This window comes from Chitinophagales bacterium (assembly GCA_040877935.1).
Classification (GTDB): domain Bacteria; phylum Bacteroidota; class Bacteroidia; order Chitinophagales; family CAIOSU01; genus JBBDNB01.
In genome coordinates this window covers 50819-67983 of sequence record JBBDNB010000023.1, presented here as the reverse complement: position 1 = coordinate 67983, position 17165 = coordinate 50819, and the positions used below count along the sequence as shown (strand labels likewise).

11 protein-coding genes are annotated in these 17165 nt (G+C 39.9%); all 11 read left to right on the top strand.

The genetic code is table 11. From position 1 onward, the window contains the following. Window positions 1–410: 410 nt before the first annotated feature. A complete protein-coding gene (locus WD048_05915; GenBank protein MEX0811733.1) occupies window positions 411–545 on the top strand; it encodes a T9SS type A sorting domain-containing protein in 135 nt (44 codons plus the stop codon). 198 nt (window positions 546–743) lie between these two features. Next, window positions 744–3074 carry a PKD domain-containing protein gene (locus tag WD048_05910; protein MEX0811732.1) on the top strand — a complete coding sequence of 777 codons (2331 nt, stop codon included), beginning with the start codon at window positions 744–746 and terminating at the stop codon, window positions 3072–3074. A 96-nt stretch (window positions 3075–3170) separates the two neighbouring features. Further along, window positions 3171–5102 carry a T9SS type A sorting domain-containing protein gene (locus WD048_05905; GenBank protein ID MEX0811731.1) on the top strand — a complete coding sequence of 644 codons (1932 nt, stop codon included), beginning with the start codon at window positions 3171–3173 and terminating at the stop codon, window positions 5100–5102. A gap of 152 nt (window positions 5103–5254) precedes the next feature. Continuing rightward, window positions 5255–7024, top strand: a complete 1770-nt coding sequence (locus WD048_05900) for a long-chain fatty acid--CoA ligase (protein MEX0811730.1) — start codon at window positions 5255–5257, stop codon at window positions 7022–7024. A 115-nt stretch (window positions 7025–7139) separates the two neighbouring features. After that, window positions 7140–8102: a YpdA family putative bacillithiol disulfide reductase gene (locus WD048_05895; protein ID MEX0811729.1), complete on the top strand. Its 963-nt coding sequence runs from the start codon at window positions 7140–7142 to the stop codon at window positions 8100–8102. Window positions 8103–8227: 125 nt separating this feature from the next. Further along, window positions 8228–8785: a TetR/AcrR family transcriptional regulator gene (locus WD048_05890; GenBank protein ID MEX0811728.1), complete on the top strand. Its 558-nt coding sequence runs from the start codon at window positions 8228–8230 to the stop codon at window positions 8783–8785. Window positions 8786–8866: 81 nt separating this feature from the next. After that, window positions 8867–11293, top strand: coding sequence for a 3-hydroxyacyl-CoA dehydrogenase NAD-binding domain-containing protein (locus tag WD048_05885; GenBank protein ID MEX0811727.1), 2427 nt, complete (start codon window positions 8867–8869; stop codon window positions 11291–11293). Window positions 11294–11319: 26 nt separating this feature from the next. Next, entirely contained in the window at window positions 11320–12495 is a 1176-nt protein-coding gene (locus WD048_05880; GenBank protein ID MEX0811726.1) for an acetyl-CoA C-acyltransferase, read from the top strand. Window positions 12496–12702: 207 nt separating this feature from the next. After that, window positions 12703–14499, top strand: a complete 1797-nt coding sequence (locus WD048_05875) for an acyl-CoA dehydrogenase family protein (GenBank protein ID MEX0811725.1) — start codon at window positions 12703–12705, stop codon at window positions 14497–14499. 165 nt (window positions 14500–14664) lie between these two features. Next, window positions 14665–16464 carry an acyl-CoA dehydrogenase family protein gene (locus WD048_05870; protein ID MEX0811724.1) on the top strand — a complete coding sequence of 600 codons (1800 nt, stop codon included), beginning with the start codon at window positions 14665–14667 and terminating at the stop codon, window positions 16462–16464. An 85-nt stretch (window positions 16465–16549) separates the two neighbouring features. Continuing rightward, window positions 16550–17164, top strand: coding sequence for a Uma2 family endonuclease (locus WD048_05865; GenBank protein ID MEX0811723.1), 615 nt, complete (start codon window positions 16550–16552; stop codon window positions 17162–17164). The last annotated feature ends 1 nt before the right edge of the window (window position 17165 follow it).

Here is a 17165-nt window from a genome sequence, read left to right as displayed (position 1 = left end):
TCGTCCAAATTTAAATTCAATTCTAAAGGCGGAAATCGAAAGGTTTCCGCTTTTTTTTGCACTGCGGCATAATGTTTTTTTAATTGTCCCATTCGCTTAAGAAGGCAAAAGCATGAAGATAATTGGCGAAAAAACTGTCAGACAGTTTTTCTTAAAAAAACATGCATTAAAAAATACGCTGAAAGCGAGATTAAAGCACTATATCTAAACTATGCGGAACTGTCAGAGACAGTTGGCTGGCTGAAAACGCGGGATATTTCTGGGCTTGCAGCCACATCAGTGGGAATTTCTAAAGACCAGGCCGGAAAGCAATTGAATCACAAGTCATCCGATGACTGCTGCCTAAAGAGTTTGTGCAAACCCAAGCTACATGTGCAGCCAATGGGTCATAGTCATCGGATGACTGGGAAATCCTAAGTGTTTCCAACCAAAATGTTGAATTCAAAAGAAGTATGAACTTCAACCACCTGAATGCCGGAATGTACTTCCTGCACATCAGTTCCGATGGGCTGAGCTATGTTGAAAGGTTGGTGATTCAGAAGTAATCTATGAATAATTTTATTGAAAAGGCTCCATAAAATTTTATGGAGCCTTTTATTTTTCAGGCAACCTTTTTCGGACAAAAACTATCTTCTTAATATTGGCGCAACTCTAAGCTTGTACTATTATTATATTCGGAAGATTATTTTTTGTAAATTACGCCTGATTTTTCTTTACCCTAAACCAAAATGAAACCCATAATCATGAAAAAGAAACTAACCCTTTTATTACTCACATTTGCCTTTATGGCTACCGGGCTTTATGCTCAAAATTGCACCCCTGTTAGTTTTGGTCAACCTACAATTCAACCACCTACTGAAGACCTGGATTGTGTAGAAAGAGGCCAGCCTTATTCTGAAACCGTTTATATTCAGAACTTTGATGAGGTTACACTTTCAGGCTTTACAGCTACTGTAAACTTTTTGCGCATTGACAGTATAATCAATTTGCCTTGCGGTCTTGATTATCAGGTAAACACCTCTCAAAGTACCAATAGCAATACTATTGCAGGAGGGGACTCGGCCTGTATTTCTATTTACGGCACATCTCATGATTTTCCAGGACAATACAGGATTTTACTTTATATAACTGTTGAAGTAGTCGTTTCTGGTTTCCCTCAACAATTCCAGGGAGAAGCTACTGATTTGATTGATCAAATTGAAGCTACTGCCGGCCAATCCTTGGGATTAGATTTTAATTACTGGTTAAGAGTTAGAGAAACCGCAGCCCCCTGTCCTGCTATTGACACTTTGGATGCTACTGCATGGAATTTAACAGCAAGCGACCCCTGCCCAAATCCATCTGATTTTGTAGTTCAGGCATTGTCAAGAACAAGTGAAATTTGTGGCGGTGATTCAGTCGAGCTTTATGCAACAGCAGCAGGAGGCACATTGCCATACACTTATAGCTGGGATCCCGACTCATCCCTTATCGATGCAAATACACAAGCTCCTATTGCAGTACCAACTGTTACTACGAATTACACCGTAACGGCAGATGATGGCAGCACTACAGCTACCAGCGATGTTGAAATTACCATCATACCTGAACCCACAGCAGGTTTCTCATTTGTGGTAGATAGCAATCAGGTAACTTTTACAAATAACTCAACAAATGCCACATCTTACTCCTGGGACTATGGCGACAATACAAGCGGTGCTGCTTCAGACCCTGTAAAAACTTATATTAATGCCGGTACTTATGATGTGATTTTAACGGCTACCAACAATTGTGGATCTGATGCAGATACACAATCTGTAACTATTGTTTCACAGGCTTTCTGCACCCTTTCAGCTACCTGTTCAGCACAATCGCCTACCGGAAATTTGGGATTGAGTCCTGATACCGATAATATCAATTGTGTAAACAGAGGCGATTTCTATCAGCAATACCTTTACCTGGAAGTTCCTGCCCAAATTACTATTCAAAATTTAGGTATAACTGCAGAGATTGACTTTTTACGTATCGACAATATCGAAAACCTGCCTTGCGGAATTGCCTATCGCTTTGACGATCCGTCACAATTATACAATGGCGGCACAACTGGCTGCCTGGAATTGTATGGAACAACTATAGATCCTGTTGGACAATATAAACTATTGCTTTACATCACAATTAGTATTTCTGTTCCTGCTTTTGGAATACAGGGAGAAGAATTTAGTGGAAGAGCCGATGAGCTCCTACAACAAATAGAAGATCAGTTGGGGTCTTCACTTGGAATTGATTTTGAGTATTGGCTTCGTGTTAAAAATGCGGGAACAACAACTTGCCCTGCTGTTGACAGAAGTGGAAACAATGACCTAACTGCATCTTGTGATGTACTTGAAGCTGCCTTTACAGGTTCAAGCTGTGATGGTGCCAATGGAACACTTACAGGATTTGGTGCAGGCGGATATCCACCTTATACTTTTGATTGGGACAATGGCGCAATGGATTCAAGTATTGTTGTTGGTCCTGATTCAGTAGTGCTATTAAGAGTAGTGGATTCTTTAGGCAATACAGTTTGTTCTGAGGCACAATTAATGCCTTTAACAGATCCTGTTGCAGATTTTGAATCTTCGCTTGGAGAAGAATTGACTGTCACTTTTGATGATGCTTCTGCAGAAGCAATAACATCTTATTCCTGGGATTTTGGGGATGGAAATACTTCAACGGAAGCAAATCCACAACATCAATATGCGGCAGAAGGTACTTACACGGTAGAACTTACGGTAACAAATGATTGTGGAACACACACAGTAGAAAAAGAAGTTGAAGTTGTTCCTGTAGGTATAAATGATTTCAATGCAGATTTCAGTATCAGCGTAATACCTAATCCAAATGATGGACTTTTCTACCTGAATATTAAAACAGAGAAAAGAGAAAATGGTGTATTAAGTGCCTATGACATGAGTGGAAAAGTGGTTTACAGGGAAAATCTCGATATCATAAATGTCAGGAAAGCGATCGATTTGAATGGCGTTTCCCAGGGAGTATATATACTTGAGTTAAGAACTGAATCAAGTAGAGTAATAGAAAAACTCGTTATTAAATAATCGGGCTTTTTTAATCTCTAAACAATAGCTTAATTTTAAGGCGCAAGCAATACCACTTGCGCCTTTTTTTAATAAACAAACAACAAGTCTTAGATCATGAAAATTAAATTTATCTCAATAGTTGCATTTTTTATGCTCTGTATTTTTAGCATAAAAGTCAATGCTCAATGTGTAGGATGTGTCACAGATACTACCAATTGTTCAGGTCCTACAGGAGCAGTTTGCCCTGATATACTTCCAGATGCAGATGCCGGATTTGCTTACGATCAGGATGTCACTTTTAATATGGTAACAGGTCTCGTGATTCCAGGCATAGGAATTAGCCTTGAAGTAACTAATGTAGAAGTAATTGGCGTTGCAGGACTTCCGCAGGGTTTGGATTATACACTTTCAGCAACTCAATTTGACCCGGAAGAAAACGACCCTGCTTCGCAATACGGCTGTTTTAAGGTTTGTGGTGTGCCATGTGCCGGTGATGGCACATATACTATTCAATTGCTGTTAAATTATACAGCTTCTGTAGTAGGATTCCCGATTTCTCTTGAAGTGCCTTTTGAAGTAGCACTCACTGTTAATGCACCGTATCAACCACTCGAAATTCTAAGTACAGCGAATTATTTGTGTCCAGGTGGTACAATCGATTTAGTAGCCAATGATACTCATTCAGTATATAACTGGAGCAATGGAGGCAGCAATATTAATATCCAGGTGAATTCAGTCGGTGTTTATGGATTAGAAGTTAGAGATACCATCAATGGAAATGTTTGTGTGCAAACCGATAGTATAGAGATACAGGATTTTGCACCGGATGCAGGAGCTGACATTACTATTTGCGAAAATGAGATTACACAAATTTCAGCGAGTGGAGCAGATTTTTATTCTTGGAGTCCCGGAGCAAATCTCAGCGATTCTACAGCGGCAAATCCTGTAGTGCTCTATCTTGATACAACAACAACATTTACGCTTACAGGTTATAATGACAGTTGTTCTTCTTCAACTGAACAAATTACAGTTACAGTTGACAACAATTGCCCTCAGGTTTGCCAGGATTGTGAAATAAATGAATCTTGTCCCAATATTATTACCACACAAGCTGTTTGCCCAGGTGTATTGCCAACTGCTACAGCAAATCAGTCATACGAAACCGATTTCAGCTTCAATTTTCCATATGAATTTGATATAACATCAATATTACCTATTCCTATTCCAATACCAGGAGCATTTGACAATATCACTATTGAATATGTGAGTATTGATGATATCAATCAATTGCCTTCTGGACTTTCCTGGGAAAGCGACCAATCCGCAGCCGGAGATATTTATTATCCAGGCCTGGTAGATGGGGTTACCGGCCGAGGCTGTATTAGTATTTGCGGTCAGTTAGCATGTGTACCTGCCGGAACTTATAGCCTTGAGATGAACACCGTATTGGGATTGGAAGGAATACCCGCAAGCCTGCAGGGAATAATTAATATACTGATACCTGGGTTTAATAATGGTGAATTAGAACTCCCTGTTTCCCTTACTATGGAAGTGGTTTATGACAATCCCTTGACAGTGACACCTTCAGGCACCGTAAATTTAGATTTTGGCGAAAGTGTTACACTCACTGCATCCACTAATGGTTTGAGTAATCATACATGGTCAAATGGAGAATCCGGCCCTGAAATTACTGTTAGCGAAACAGGTCAATATACAGTCACTGCAAATGATGGCAGTTGTAACCAAAGCGTTAGTGTTCAGGTGAATGTAGCAGAAGACCCTGTAGGTATTGATGAACTCGATTTTCAGTACCTGGACATTTTTCCTAATCCTACAATGTCAGAATTTGTAATAAGCTGGGAAAGCACTGACCGAATTGATGTACTCCGCATTTACAATATGCAGGGAAAAATAATGCATGAAGAACAACTGAAATCCAATGTAGAACAAAAAACAATTTCTGCCGCATCATGGGCAGCAGGGGTGTACTTTATTGAACTGACCGGGGCTAAGGGTACTGTTCAGAAAAAATTGATCAAACAATAATTATAATAAAGAAAAACCGGAACAAACAGTCAATTCCGGTTTTTCTATTTATTTGCACTATTATGTAATGAATTATAAGCCTTTTATTGTTTTAGATTTATTCTAATGTTTTAACTAATAATTTTATATTTACAGCAAACAAAAAAAAAGATATGGAAGTAAGTAGACTGGTAGACCTTTTACCTTATCAATTAGAAAGCAATCCACAGGAAAAATGCCTTAGCTACAAAGTTGAAGGGCAATGGAAAAGCTACAGCACAAAAGAAGTGTATGAAATTGTAAATAAAGTAAGCAGAGCATTTGTGAAATATGGCTTGCAACCCGATGATAAAGTTGCAATAGTCAGTACCAATCGACCTGAATGGAATTTCATTGATGTTGGTATGTTGCAGGCAGGTGTAGTAAATGTCCCTGTTTATCCCACTATTAGTTCAAAAGATTATAAATACATCTTCAATGATGCTTCAGTAAAATTGGTATTTGTAGAAGATGCAGAGCTCTACGAAAAAGTCAAAGATTTACCTTCGCATGTAGAAGGCCTTAAGGATATTTATTCCATTGAAAAAGTTGATGGATGTAAAAACTGGTCTGAATTCTTAAGTCTTGGAGAAGATTCAGGATTAGAAGAAGAAGTGAAAAAAAGAAAAGCTGCTTTAAAACCTGAAGATTTAGCAACTATTATTTATACTTCAGGAACAACAGGTAGTCCGAAAGGAGTAATGCTTTCACATAACAACCTTGTCAGTAATGTTAAGGCAGCAGTTGATGTATTGCCGCTCAGACAGGATGTAAGAACACTTAGTTTTTTACCGCTCTGTCATATATTTGAGCGGGTAGTTATTTATTCTTATTTCTATATCGGTGCTTCAGTATATTATGCGGAGAGTTTAGAAACTTTGGGCGAAAACCTGAAAGAAGTGAAACCACATTTCTTTACTACTGTTCCACGCTTGCTAGAAAAAGTGTATGATAAGATTGTCAATAAAGGATTGGAACTGACCGGGCTTAAAAGAAAATTATTCTTCTGGGCCTTAGACCTGGGCATGCAATTCGATTTGAAAGGAGAAAATTCTGCTCTTTATAATTTTAAATTAGGTATAGCCCGAAAATTGATATTCAGCAAATGGAAAGAAGCCCTGGGCGGGGAAATTGAAGGAATAGTAACCGGAGCTGCTGCATTGCAATTGCGTTTGGAAAGAGTTTTTTCTGCCGGTGGAATTGCCGTTCGTCAGGGTTATGGACAAACGGAAACATCTCCTGTGATAACAATTAATCGATTTGAGGAAGGTGAATATATGCTCGGTTCGGTTGGAACTCCCATAGCAGGTGTAGAAGTAAAAATTGATCCTGAAACCAATGAAATCCTCTGTAAAGGCCCGAATGTAATGATGGGTTATTACAACCTTCCCGATAAAACAGCAGAAACCATTGATAAAGATGGTTGGCTGCATACAGGTGATTGTGGTGAATTTGTAGAAGGCAAATTTCTGAAAATCACTGACCGTGTAAAAGAATTGTTTAAAACCTCTGGCGGAAAATATGTAGCCCCACAAGTGATTGAAAACAAAATGAAAGAAAGTATGCTCATCGAGCAAATGGCTGTAATCGGAGAAAACCAAAAATTTGTTTCTGCACTAGTGGTTCCCGCTATTGAAGGACTAAAGGACTGGTGCAAGAACAATGGAGTTGATTTTACTTCGCTTGAAGAAGTTGTAAAAAATGAAAAAGTGCTTCAGGCCTATGAAGAAGAAATTAACAAATACAATGATGAATTTGGCAAATGGGAGCAAGTGAAAAGATTCAAACTATTGCCCAAGGAATGGTCGGTAGATAGCGGTGAATTGACTCCTACCATGAAGCTTAAGCGAAGAGTAATTCATGAACGCTACGCCAAGGAAATAGAAGACCTGTATAATGTTTAATTCATTAGCGAATTTTTTAAGCGCAAAACTGATATCCGGTTTTGCGCTTTTTTATTTTAGTCAGCGCTAAACAAAATCACAAACAAAGGCTTATTATCTGCGAATAATTTTCCCTATGGAACAAGTAATAATAATTGGAGCAGGACCATGCGGTTTGGCCGTAGCTATTGAACTGAAAAAAAGGGGCATAGATGCCTTGATTTTGGAGAAAGGCAGCTTAACGAATTCAATAAGAAATTACCCCAGGCGTATGCGCTTTTTCTCCACTGCCGATAATATTGAAATTGGTGGACTTCCTTTCCCAACCTCAAACGTGAAAGCCGACAGAACCGAAGCCTTGCAATATTACCGCAAAGCGGCAGCGTATTTTAATTTGCGCTTTAAGTTGTTTACGGAAGTGATTTCCTATAAAAAGGAAGGACAAGAATTCATAGTGAAAACAAGCCATGCAACATATAAATCAAGACATTTGATCATTGCCACTGGTTATTTTCAGCAAGCTAGAAAACTCAATATTGAGGGTGAAATTTTGCCCCACGTAAGCTCTTATTACGATGAACCCTATAAATATTCCTTTTCTAAAGTTGCCATCATTGGTGGTGCCAATTCAGCCATAGAAGCAGCTTTGGAACTGTATCGGCACAATGTGGAAGTACACATGATTGTCAGAAAACCGGAATTTAAGCCCACGGCTAAGTATTGGTTGGTCCCAGATATTAAGAACAGGATCAAGGAAGGAAAAATCAAAGTCCACTTCAATACGGTGGTAGAAAAAATTGAGCCCAATAAAGTGATGGTCAAAAACACAAAATCCAATACAGGTTCTTCTATTCCTGCTGATTTTGTATTTAGCTTAATTGGCTATTTGCCAGAAACAGCACCTTTGACCAATGCAGGTGTTGAAGTAAATCCAGAAACCCTAGTCCCGAAATTTGATAAAAATACTTTTGAAACCAATGTGCCTAAGCTCTACCTATGCGGCACCATTATAGCGGGGAAGAAAACAGAATCCGTTTTTATAGAAAATGGCAGGGATCATGCAGTTCAAATTGCACAGGAAATTACGGGGTTGAAATAGATATCTAAGCCTCTCAAAACAAATCCCACTTCCATTATTTCCTTAAGCCAAACAAAACACTTTTACCAAACAATCGTTTGATAACGAGAATTTTAGTAAATTAGCCTTTAAAGCAGAAAGAATATATGCCCAAAAAGAAAATCAGTAGGGAATTTATTTTAAACCAGGCATTGAAAATATTCAGTGAAAAAAGCTACTACAATGCTACTATGGCAGACATTGCAGAAGCCTGCGGCATATTGAAAGGCAGCATGTACCACTATTATCCCAGCAAAGAAGACTTGATGAAAGCCGTACTGAAACAAGTACACCACTATTTCAACAAAGAAGTGTTTTTCTATGCTTACGAGGAGGGTTTGTCGGGCGAAGACAAGCTCTACAATATGGGAAAAGCCACCCAAAGATGGCTGATCGACAATGAAAGAGGACAGGTTATGGGCAATATTGGCGTAGAGACAGCCCGCTTGATTCCGGAATTTTCACAACTGATCAAATTGTTTTTTGACGATTGGATCGCTGCGCTGACCCAGGCATTTTTACATAAATATTCAGAAGAAAGAGCCAGAGAGGTAGCCGAGCAATGCGTTTCAGAAATTGAAGGCGCAGTGATGATGATGCGGATTTACAATGAACCCCGGTTTTTGTACGATACATTTCATCGCGTACTGAGAAGGATAAGATAGCGTTATAAAACAATCGTTTGGTATAAAGCATTATTATGTGTAAATTAGAGACCCTTTAAAAATTAAAAATCGATTCAAAATATGGAAACAGTAACAGAAAAAACAAAAGTCCTAAAAGCCTCAGCGCGCAAACTTAGAAAAGTTGCAGTGCTTGGTTCGGGCGTGATGGGCTCAAGAATTGCCTGTCATTTTGCAAACATCGGTGTGGAAGCACTGCTTTTGGATATCGTGCCAAGAGATTTGCCAGAGGATAAAAAATCGGACAAAAAAGCAAGAAACAGCATTGTGGATGGAGCATTGGCTTCTACCTTAAAATCTAATCCCTCTGCTATTTATGACAAGGCATTCGCCAGCAGAATAGAAACTGGAAACTTTGAGGATGATTTCGAGAAAATCGGAGAAGCAGATTTGATCCTGGAAGCAGTGGTTGAAAATCTGGATATTAAAAAGAAGGTTTTTACACAGGTTGATCAATACAGAAAAAAAGGCTCTATCGTAGCTTCCAATACTTCTGGAATTCCAATCAATTCTATGTTGGAAGACAGAAGCGATGATTTCAAAACACACTTTTTGGGCTGGCACTTCTTCAATCCGCCACGCTATTTGAAATTATTGGAAATCATTCCTACGCCAGAAACGGCTCCCGAAGTTGTGGATTTCTCTATGGAATACGGAAGCAAGCATTTGGGCAAAACCACAGTGCTTTGTAAAGACACTCCCGCTTTTATTGCCAACAGAATTGGTGTTTTCTCCATTATGGCCATTTTCCATGTAATGAAAGAAATGGACATGACCATTGAGGAAGTGGATGCATTGACCGGTCCAGTTTCAGGTCGTCCGAAATCGGCTACTTTCAGAACTGCCGATGTAGTTGGTATCGATACTTTGGTAAAAGTGGCCAACAATGCCTACAACGATTGCACGGAAGATGAATCAAGGGATTTGTTTAAAATTCCTGATTTCGTTGACAAATTGGTTGAGAACAAATGGTTGGGCGACAAATCCGGACAAGGATTTTACAAGAAAACCAAAGATGCAGATGGCAAGAAAGAAATTCTTACGCTTGATTTAAATACATTGGAATACCGTCCCAAACAAAGAGCAAAATTTGCAACGCTAGAAACAGCAAAGGCTTTGGACGGATTGAAAGAAAGATTGAAAGCGCTACATGCCGGAAAAGACAAAGCGGCAGAATTTATGAACAAGCTTTCGCAAATGCTTTTCGCTTACGCATCTAACCGTGTGCCTGAAATTGCAGATGAGCTTTACAAAGTAGATGATGCATTGCGTGCTGGTTTTGGATGGGAATTAGGCCCTTACGAAATCTGGGATGTATTGGGCGTTGAACGCACCGTAAAAGCCATGAAAGAAGCCGGTAAAGCACCTGCCAAATGGGTAGAGGAAATGCTGGAAAGCGGAAACACTTCTTTCTATAAAGTAGTGGATGGTGTGAAAAAATATTACGATCAGGAATCTAAATCTTACAAAGCCATTCCCGGCCAAGAGGCATTTATCAAATTGGACAACCTCAGAGGTCAAAAACCAGTTTGGAGCAACTCGGGAGCTACATTGCACGATTTGGGCGATGGCGTGCTGAACCTGGAATTCCATACCAAAATGAATTCACTGGGAGGTGAAGTTTTGGAAGGCATCAACAAAACCATAGATATTGCAGAAAATGAAGGTTGGAAAGGCCTTGTATTGGGTAATGATGGCTCTAACTTTTCTGCTGGAGCGAATTTGGCCATGATTTTCATGTTTGCCATTGAGCAGGAATTCGATGAATTGGAATTCGCCATTCGCAGGTTCCAGAATACCATTATGCGTGTACGTTACTCAGATATACCGGTAGTGGCTTGTCCTCATGGAATGACTTTGGGTGGCGGTTGCGAGCTGACCATGCATTCAGATAAAGTGGTTGCTTCTGCTGAAACCTATATTGGTTTGGTAGAAGTTGGTGTGGGACTAATTCCTGCCGGAGGTGGTACCAAAGAATTTACTTTGCGCGCTTCTGATACATATAGAAGTGGCGATGTAGAGTTGAATCGCTTGCAAGAAAAATTCATCAATATCGCTACGGCCAAAGTGGCAACTTCAGCTTATGAGGCCAAAAACATGGACATCCTTAGAAAAGAGGATTTGATTGTTGTGAACAGCGACCGAGTGATCAAAGAAGCCAAAAATGAGGTGATCCGCCTATTTGAATTGGGCTATACCCGTCCGATTGAAAGAACGGATATTAAAGTTCATGGTAAAACGGCTTTAGGCCCACTTTACTCCGGCTCTTATGGTTTCCATTTTGGAAAATACGCATCTGCCCACGATATGAAGATTGCAAATAAAATTGCTTTTGTAATGAGTGGTGGAGATTTGTCAGCAGCTACCAAAGTTTCAGAAACTTACTTGCTTGATTTGGAAAGGGAAGCTTTCTTGTCATTGCTGGGTGAGAAAAAGACTTTGGAGCGTGTTCAAAGTATTTTGAAAACAGGCAAACCATTGAGAAACTAATTTAAAAACTTAAAAAAGATAGAATCATGTCACATGCATATATAGTAAAAGGATACAGAACAGCCGTTGGCAAAGCCAAAAAAGGCGGCTTCAGATTTGTTACTCCGGTTGATTTGGCCGTAGATGTTATCAAGCATCTTACTGCTCAAGTTCCAGAGTTGGATCCTGAAAGAATTGATGATTTAATTGTTGGAAATGCCGTTCCCGAAGCGGAGCAAGGTTTGCAGATGGCCCGTTGGGTTGCTGTAAGAGCACTTCCGCTTGGCGTAGGAGGTGTTACCGTGAATCGCTACTGTGGTTCGGGCGTAGAAACCATTGCTATGGCAACTGCTAAAATCCAATCTGGAATGGCGGAATGTATCATTGCCGGGGGAACAGAATCCATGTCTTTGGTGCCAACCGTAGGATACAAAACCGTACCCAATTATGAAATAGCCAAAGATTACCCCGAATATTATTTGGGAATGGGCCATACGGCTGAGAAAATTTCCCAGGAATATAAAGTTTCAAGAGAAGATCAGGATGATTTCGCCTACAATTCTCATCAAAAAGCAATTGCTGCTATTAAGGAAGGGAAATTCAAAGACGAAATCGTTCCGGTAGAAGTTGAGGAAACTTATTTGGAAGGCAACAAGCGCAAAACAAGAAAATATACAGTGGATACCGATGAAGGGCCAAGAGCGGATACTTCAAAAGAGGTATTGGGTAAATTGCGCCCTGCATTCTCTTTGGGCGGATCGGTAACTGCCGGTAACTCTTCCCAAACTTCTGATGGAGCCTCTTTTGTATTGGTGATGTCAGAAAAAATGGTGAAAGAATTGAACCTAGAGCCAGTTGCAAGAATGGTAACTACCGCTACTGCTGGATTAGATCCAAGCATTATGGGAATGGGCCCGGTAAAAGCCATTCCAAAAGCTTTGAAACAAGCTGGAATGAAATTGAACGACATTGAGCAAATTGAGCTAAATGAAGCTTTTGCTGCACAGTCTTTGGCTGTAATTCGTGAAGCTGGATTGAATCCCGATATCATCAATGTAAATGGAGGAGCCATTGCTCTTGGACACCCACTGGGATGTTCAGGAACAAAACTCACAGTTCAGTTGATTAATGAAATGAGAAGAAGAAACCAGAAATACGGAATGGTTACAGCCTGTATTGGTGGTGGCCAGGGAATTGCTGGAATTTACGAGCGATTGAGTTAATTATAATAAAAAGGGCAGGTTCTATCGGAACCTGCCCTTTTATGAACCACAGCGGTCTGACGAATTTTCAAATAGGTATCTGTCAAATTATTCACACTTTGGAAACTCAATAAGCAGGTCGTCTGACCGCTTTTCAAAGAAGGCTCAAGATTAGTAAAACCTTAATTCAACAAACAAATATCTAAATAACCCAATAAACAAATAAAAATGAGTGCTGTAGCAGAAAAGAAAAAAGTACTAAAAGGCGGTGAATTTGTCATTGCCGAAACAGAAGCAAACTCAATTTTCATTCGCGAGGACCTTACGGAAGAACAACAAATGTTTGGACAAACGGCCAGCGATTTTGTAGAGAAAAAAGTTTGGCCTTTCGTTCCTGAAATTGACAAAGGCGATCACGATAAAGTCGTTAGTCTTTTGAATGAAGCCGGGGAACTCGGATTGCTCGGAGCAGGAATTCCAGAAGAATACGGTGGTCTTGGAGTAGATTTCAATACCGATTCCGTATTGGCCGAGGAAATTGGAAAAAGTCATTCTTTTGGTGTAGCCGTGGCTGCCCATACTGGAATTGGCACCTTGCCCATTTTATATTTTGGAACAGAAGAGCAAAAGCAAAAATATTTGCCGGATTTGGCTTCAGGTGTAAAAAAAGCTGCTTACTGTTTGACCGAGCCAGGTTCAGGGTCTGATGCATTGGCTGCCAAAACCAAAGCTATACTTTCTGACGATGGAAAACATTATACCATCACGGGAAATAAAATGTGGATCACCAATAGTGGCTTTGCAGATGTTTTTATAGTATTTGCAAAAATTGATGGAGAAAAATTCACAGGTTTTATTGTAGATGCCGATGCTGAAAATATCAAGCTCGGTGCCGAGGAAGACAAAATGGGTATCAAGGGTTCTTCTACCCGCCAGGTGTTTTTTGAAGGCGTGGAAGTTCCTGCTGATAATGTATTGGGAGAAATTGGCAAAGGACATAAAATTGCGTTTAACGTATTGAATATTGGCCGTTATAAATTGTGTGCAATGGTATTGGGCGGTGCAAAAGCTGCTGCTACCAAGGCCATTAACTATTCCAATGAAAGAGAGCAGTTTGGCACAGCTATTTCAAGTTTTGGTGCCATTCAGCACAAATTGGCAGAAATGGCCATTAAAATTTATGCAGTGGAATCTGCTACTTACCGCACTTCAGGTTTGATCAATGATATGATCGAAAATTTGGTAGAAGATGGGAAAGATCCTGTTGAGGCCAAGTTGATAGCTGCCGAAGAATACAGTATTGAATGTGCGATGTTGAAAGTGCTCGGCTCTGAAGCATTGGATTATGTTGTGGATGAAACAGTTCAGGTATATGGCGGAATGGGCTTTTCAGAAGAAGCACCTGCTGCTCGTGCCTACCGTGATTCCAGGATCAACAGAATATTTGAGGGAACCAACGAAATCAACCGACTTTTGTCCGTTGGCATGTTGGTGAAAAAAGCCATGAAAGGCGAATTAGACTTGATGTCTCCCGCAATGGCCGTACAAAAAGAATTGATGTCAGTGCCAGATTTTGGCGGAGAGGATGATGACAGTGTATTTGCCAATGAGCGCAAAGCATTGAAAAATGCCAAAAAAGCATTTTTGATGGTGGCCGGTGCTGCTGTACAAAAATTCATGAACAAGCTGGATAAGCAACAGGAAATCCTGATGAACACTTCGGATGTTTTGATGCAAATCTTCACGGCTGAATCTGCCATTCTTAGGACTGAAAAATTGATTGCTTCAAGAGGTGTAGAGGATTGTGCCATTTATGTGGACATGACCAAAACCTATGTATCAGATGCATTGGAGCAAATGAATATATCTGGAAAACATGCCATTGTTGGATTTGCCGAAGGCGATGAACTACGCATGATGTTGATGGGATTGAAAAGATTTACCAAAATTGAGCCTTTCAATACCATTGCTGCCAGAAGAAGAGTCGCGGCAAAATTGATTGACGCAAACAAATACGCATTTTAGTTAGTTACAAATAACGGTCTGACGGCTACTAAATAGCTGCAAAAGGCCGTCTGACCGTTTGGGTTTAACTGTCAAAACAGGTTTGAATCCACACTAGTTGAAAAAATACCGATCGCGCATCGGGACATAATGAGAGATTTTTTAACCAAAAAGAAAAAATAAAACATGAGCGAAGTAGCTACAGAAAAAAGCCAATTGCTTAAAGGAGGGGAATTCTTGATTCGTCCTTCCAAGGCAGAGGATGTCTTTATAAGGGAAGACCTCAACGAAGAGCAACAAATGATCGGGCAAACCGTGAAAGATTTTGTAAACAGCGAAATCCTACCCAATCTCGATAGAATTGACAAACAAGAAGAAGGCCTTACGATTTCATTGCTGGATAAAGCAGCAGAATTGGGCTTATTGAGCACTGCCCTACCTGAAGAATACGGTGGTATGGGCATCGATTTCAATTCCAATTCCGTGTTGATTGAGGAATTTGGTAAAGCCCATTCGTTCTCGGTTTCATTGGGGGCACATATTGGAATCGGTACTCTACCCATTTTGTATTTTGGAAACAAAGAGCAAAAAGAAAAATATCTTCCAAAATTGGCCACTGGCGAATTGAAAGCGGCTTATTGCTTGACCGAGCCAGGTTCAGGATCGGATGCATTGGCAGCCAAAACCAAAGCTGTATTGTCAGAAGATGGCAAGCATTATGTAATGAACGGACAAAAAATGTGGATCACCAATGGTGGATTTGCAGATGTATTTGTGGTTTTTGCCAAAATTGATGGCGAGAAGTTCACCGGTTTTATTGTTCATGCTGATTATGAAGGTGTTTCAAGAGGAGCAGAAGAGGATAAAATGGGGATCAAAGGATCTTCAACCCGACAGATTTTCTTCAACAATGTAAAAGTGCCCAAGGAAAATGTTTTGGGAGAAATTGGAAAAGGACATAAAATTGCCTTTAACATCCTGAATATTGGCCGCTTTAAATTGTGTGCCGGTGTATTGGGTGGTTCTAAAAAAGCTTTCGATGTAGCTGTTAACTACAGCAATGAGCGCGAGCAATTTGGCAAATCCATTTCCAATTTTGGCGCCATTAAGCACAAATTGGCAGAAATGGCCATTAAAATTTACGTTACGGATTCCATTACCTATAGAACCAGTGATTTGATTCAGCAGAAAGAAGAACAATTGTTGGCAAAAGGAAAAAGCTACGAAGACTCAATTCTTGGAGCTGCCGAGGAATATGCTATTGAATGTGCCATGCTTAAATTCTACGGCTCTGAGACTTTGGATTATGTAGTGGATGAAGCACTTCAGATTTATGGCGGAATGGGCTTTTCAGAAGAAGCTCCTGTAGCAAGGGCTTACCGCGATGCGCGTATCAATCGTATTTTTGAAGGTACCAACGAAATCAACAGAATGTTGACCGTTGACATGCTCGTTCGTAGGGCCATGAACGGAAAACTGGATATTATGACACCTGCTATGGCTGTGCAAAAAGAATTGATGTCAGTGCCAGATTTCGGTGGAGATGATGACAGTGGACTTTTTGCTGCTGAGAAAAAAGCTTTGGAGAATGTTCGAAAAGCAATTTTGATGACAGCCGGAGCTGCATTCCAGAAACTGCAACAAAAAATGAAGCACGAGCAGGAAGTAGTGATGAACATTGCCGATATGCTGACAGAATTGTATGCTTGCGAATCTGCCATGTTGCGCACTGAGAAATTGGCAAATCTCAAAGGAGAAGAAGCCGTTTCTGCTCAGATTGCTGCTGTTAAAGTTTATTTCAGCGATGCACTGGAGCGCATTAATCTTTCAGGTAAACACGCTTTGACAGCATTTGCAGAAGGCGATGAATTGCGGATGATGTTGATGGGTATCAAAAGATTCACCAAATATGAATTTGTAAATACCAAAGCCTTGCGCAGGGAAATTGCCGCAAAATTGATTGACGACAATGCTTACAGTTTGTAAGATTTGATTCTATAATTTTTTCAAAAGCCCGCTTTCGATTGAGAGCGGGCTTTTTTGATAATGCTATTTTTATTATATTTAGTGTATGTCCGATAAAGAACACAGCCCCGATACTGTAAACGAACCCGACCTGAGCGGCCCCTATACCGCTGCGGATTACCTGCAATGGGATTTGGGGTATATGGTCGAGTTAATCCGTGGAAAGGTATATAAAATGAAGCCTAATCCTTCAACCGACCATCAAGCTGTATTAGGCCAGTTGTTGCTTAATCTGTATGATTTTGCTAAAATTAATAAATATGAATTCTTTCACGGTCCTTTAGACATATATCTTGTGAAAGCTGGACAGGATTACAAAGAAACCCAAAACATAGTTGAACCAGATCTTACAATAACGTGCAATCCTGATAAAATAAAAAACTTCGGTTGCGTTGGCAGTCCCGATTTGATAATTGAAATTTTATCCCCTCACACTAATATTAAGGATCAAAAGGACAAGTTTGAACTCTATGAGGAATATGGAGTTAGAGAATATTGGATTGTATCAATCACAGCACGTTCTGTAATTTTAAATGTTTTGGAAAATGGAAAGTACAAAACCTTACGACCCCGAGTAGAATCCGAAACACTTCAATCCGTTATTTTTCCTGAATTGAAAGTTGAATTGAAAGAGGTTTTCAAAAATGTAATGTTTGAATAGG

Excerpts from the sequence above, each read along its gene's own strand:
- WD048_05910 (MEX0811732.1), top strand. The coding sequence starts at position 744 with ATGAAAAAGAAACTAACCCTTTTATTACTCACATTTGCCTTTATGGCT.
- WD048_05905 (MEX0811731.1), top strand. The coding sequence starts at position 3,171 with ATGAAAATTAAATTTATCTCAATAGTTGCATTTTTTATGCTCTGTATT.
- WD048_05900 (MEX0811730.1), top strand. The coding sequence starts at position 5,255 with ATGGAAGTAAGTAGACTGGTAGACCTTTTACCTTATCAATTAGAAAGC.
- WD048_05895 (MEX0811729.1), top strand. The coding sequence starts at position 7,140 with ATGGAACAAGTAATAATAATTGGAGCAGGACCATGCGGTTTGGCCGTA.
- WD048_05890 (MEX0811728.1), top strand. The coding sequence starts at position 8,228 with ATGCCCAAAAAGAAAATCAGTAGGGAATTTATTTTAAACCAGGCATTG.
- WD048_05885 (MEX0811727.1), top strand. The coding sequence starts at position 8,867 with ATGGAAACAGTAACAGAAAAAACAAAAGTCCTAAAAGCCTCAGCGCGC.
- WD048_05880 (MEX0811726.1), top strand. The coding sequence starts at position 11,320 with ATGTCACATGCATATATAGTAAAAGGATACAGAACAGCCGTTGGCAAA.
- WD048_05875 (MEX0811725.1), top strand. The coding sequence starts at position 12,703 with ATGAGTGCTGTAGCAGAAAAGAAAAAAGTACTAAAAGGCGGTGAATTT.
- WD048_05870 (MEX0811724.1), top strand. The coding sequence starts at position 14,665 with ATGAGCGAAGTAGCTACAGAAAAAAGCCAATTGCTTAAAGGAGGGGAA.
- WD048_05865 (MEX0811723.1), top strand. The coding sequence starts at position 16,550 with ATGTCCGATAAAGAACACAGCCCCGATACTGTAAACGAACCCGACCTG.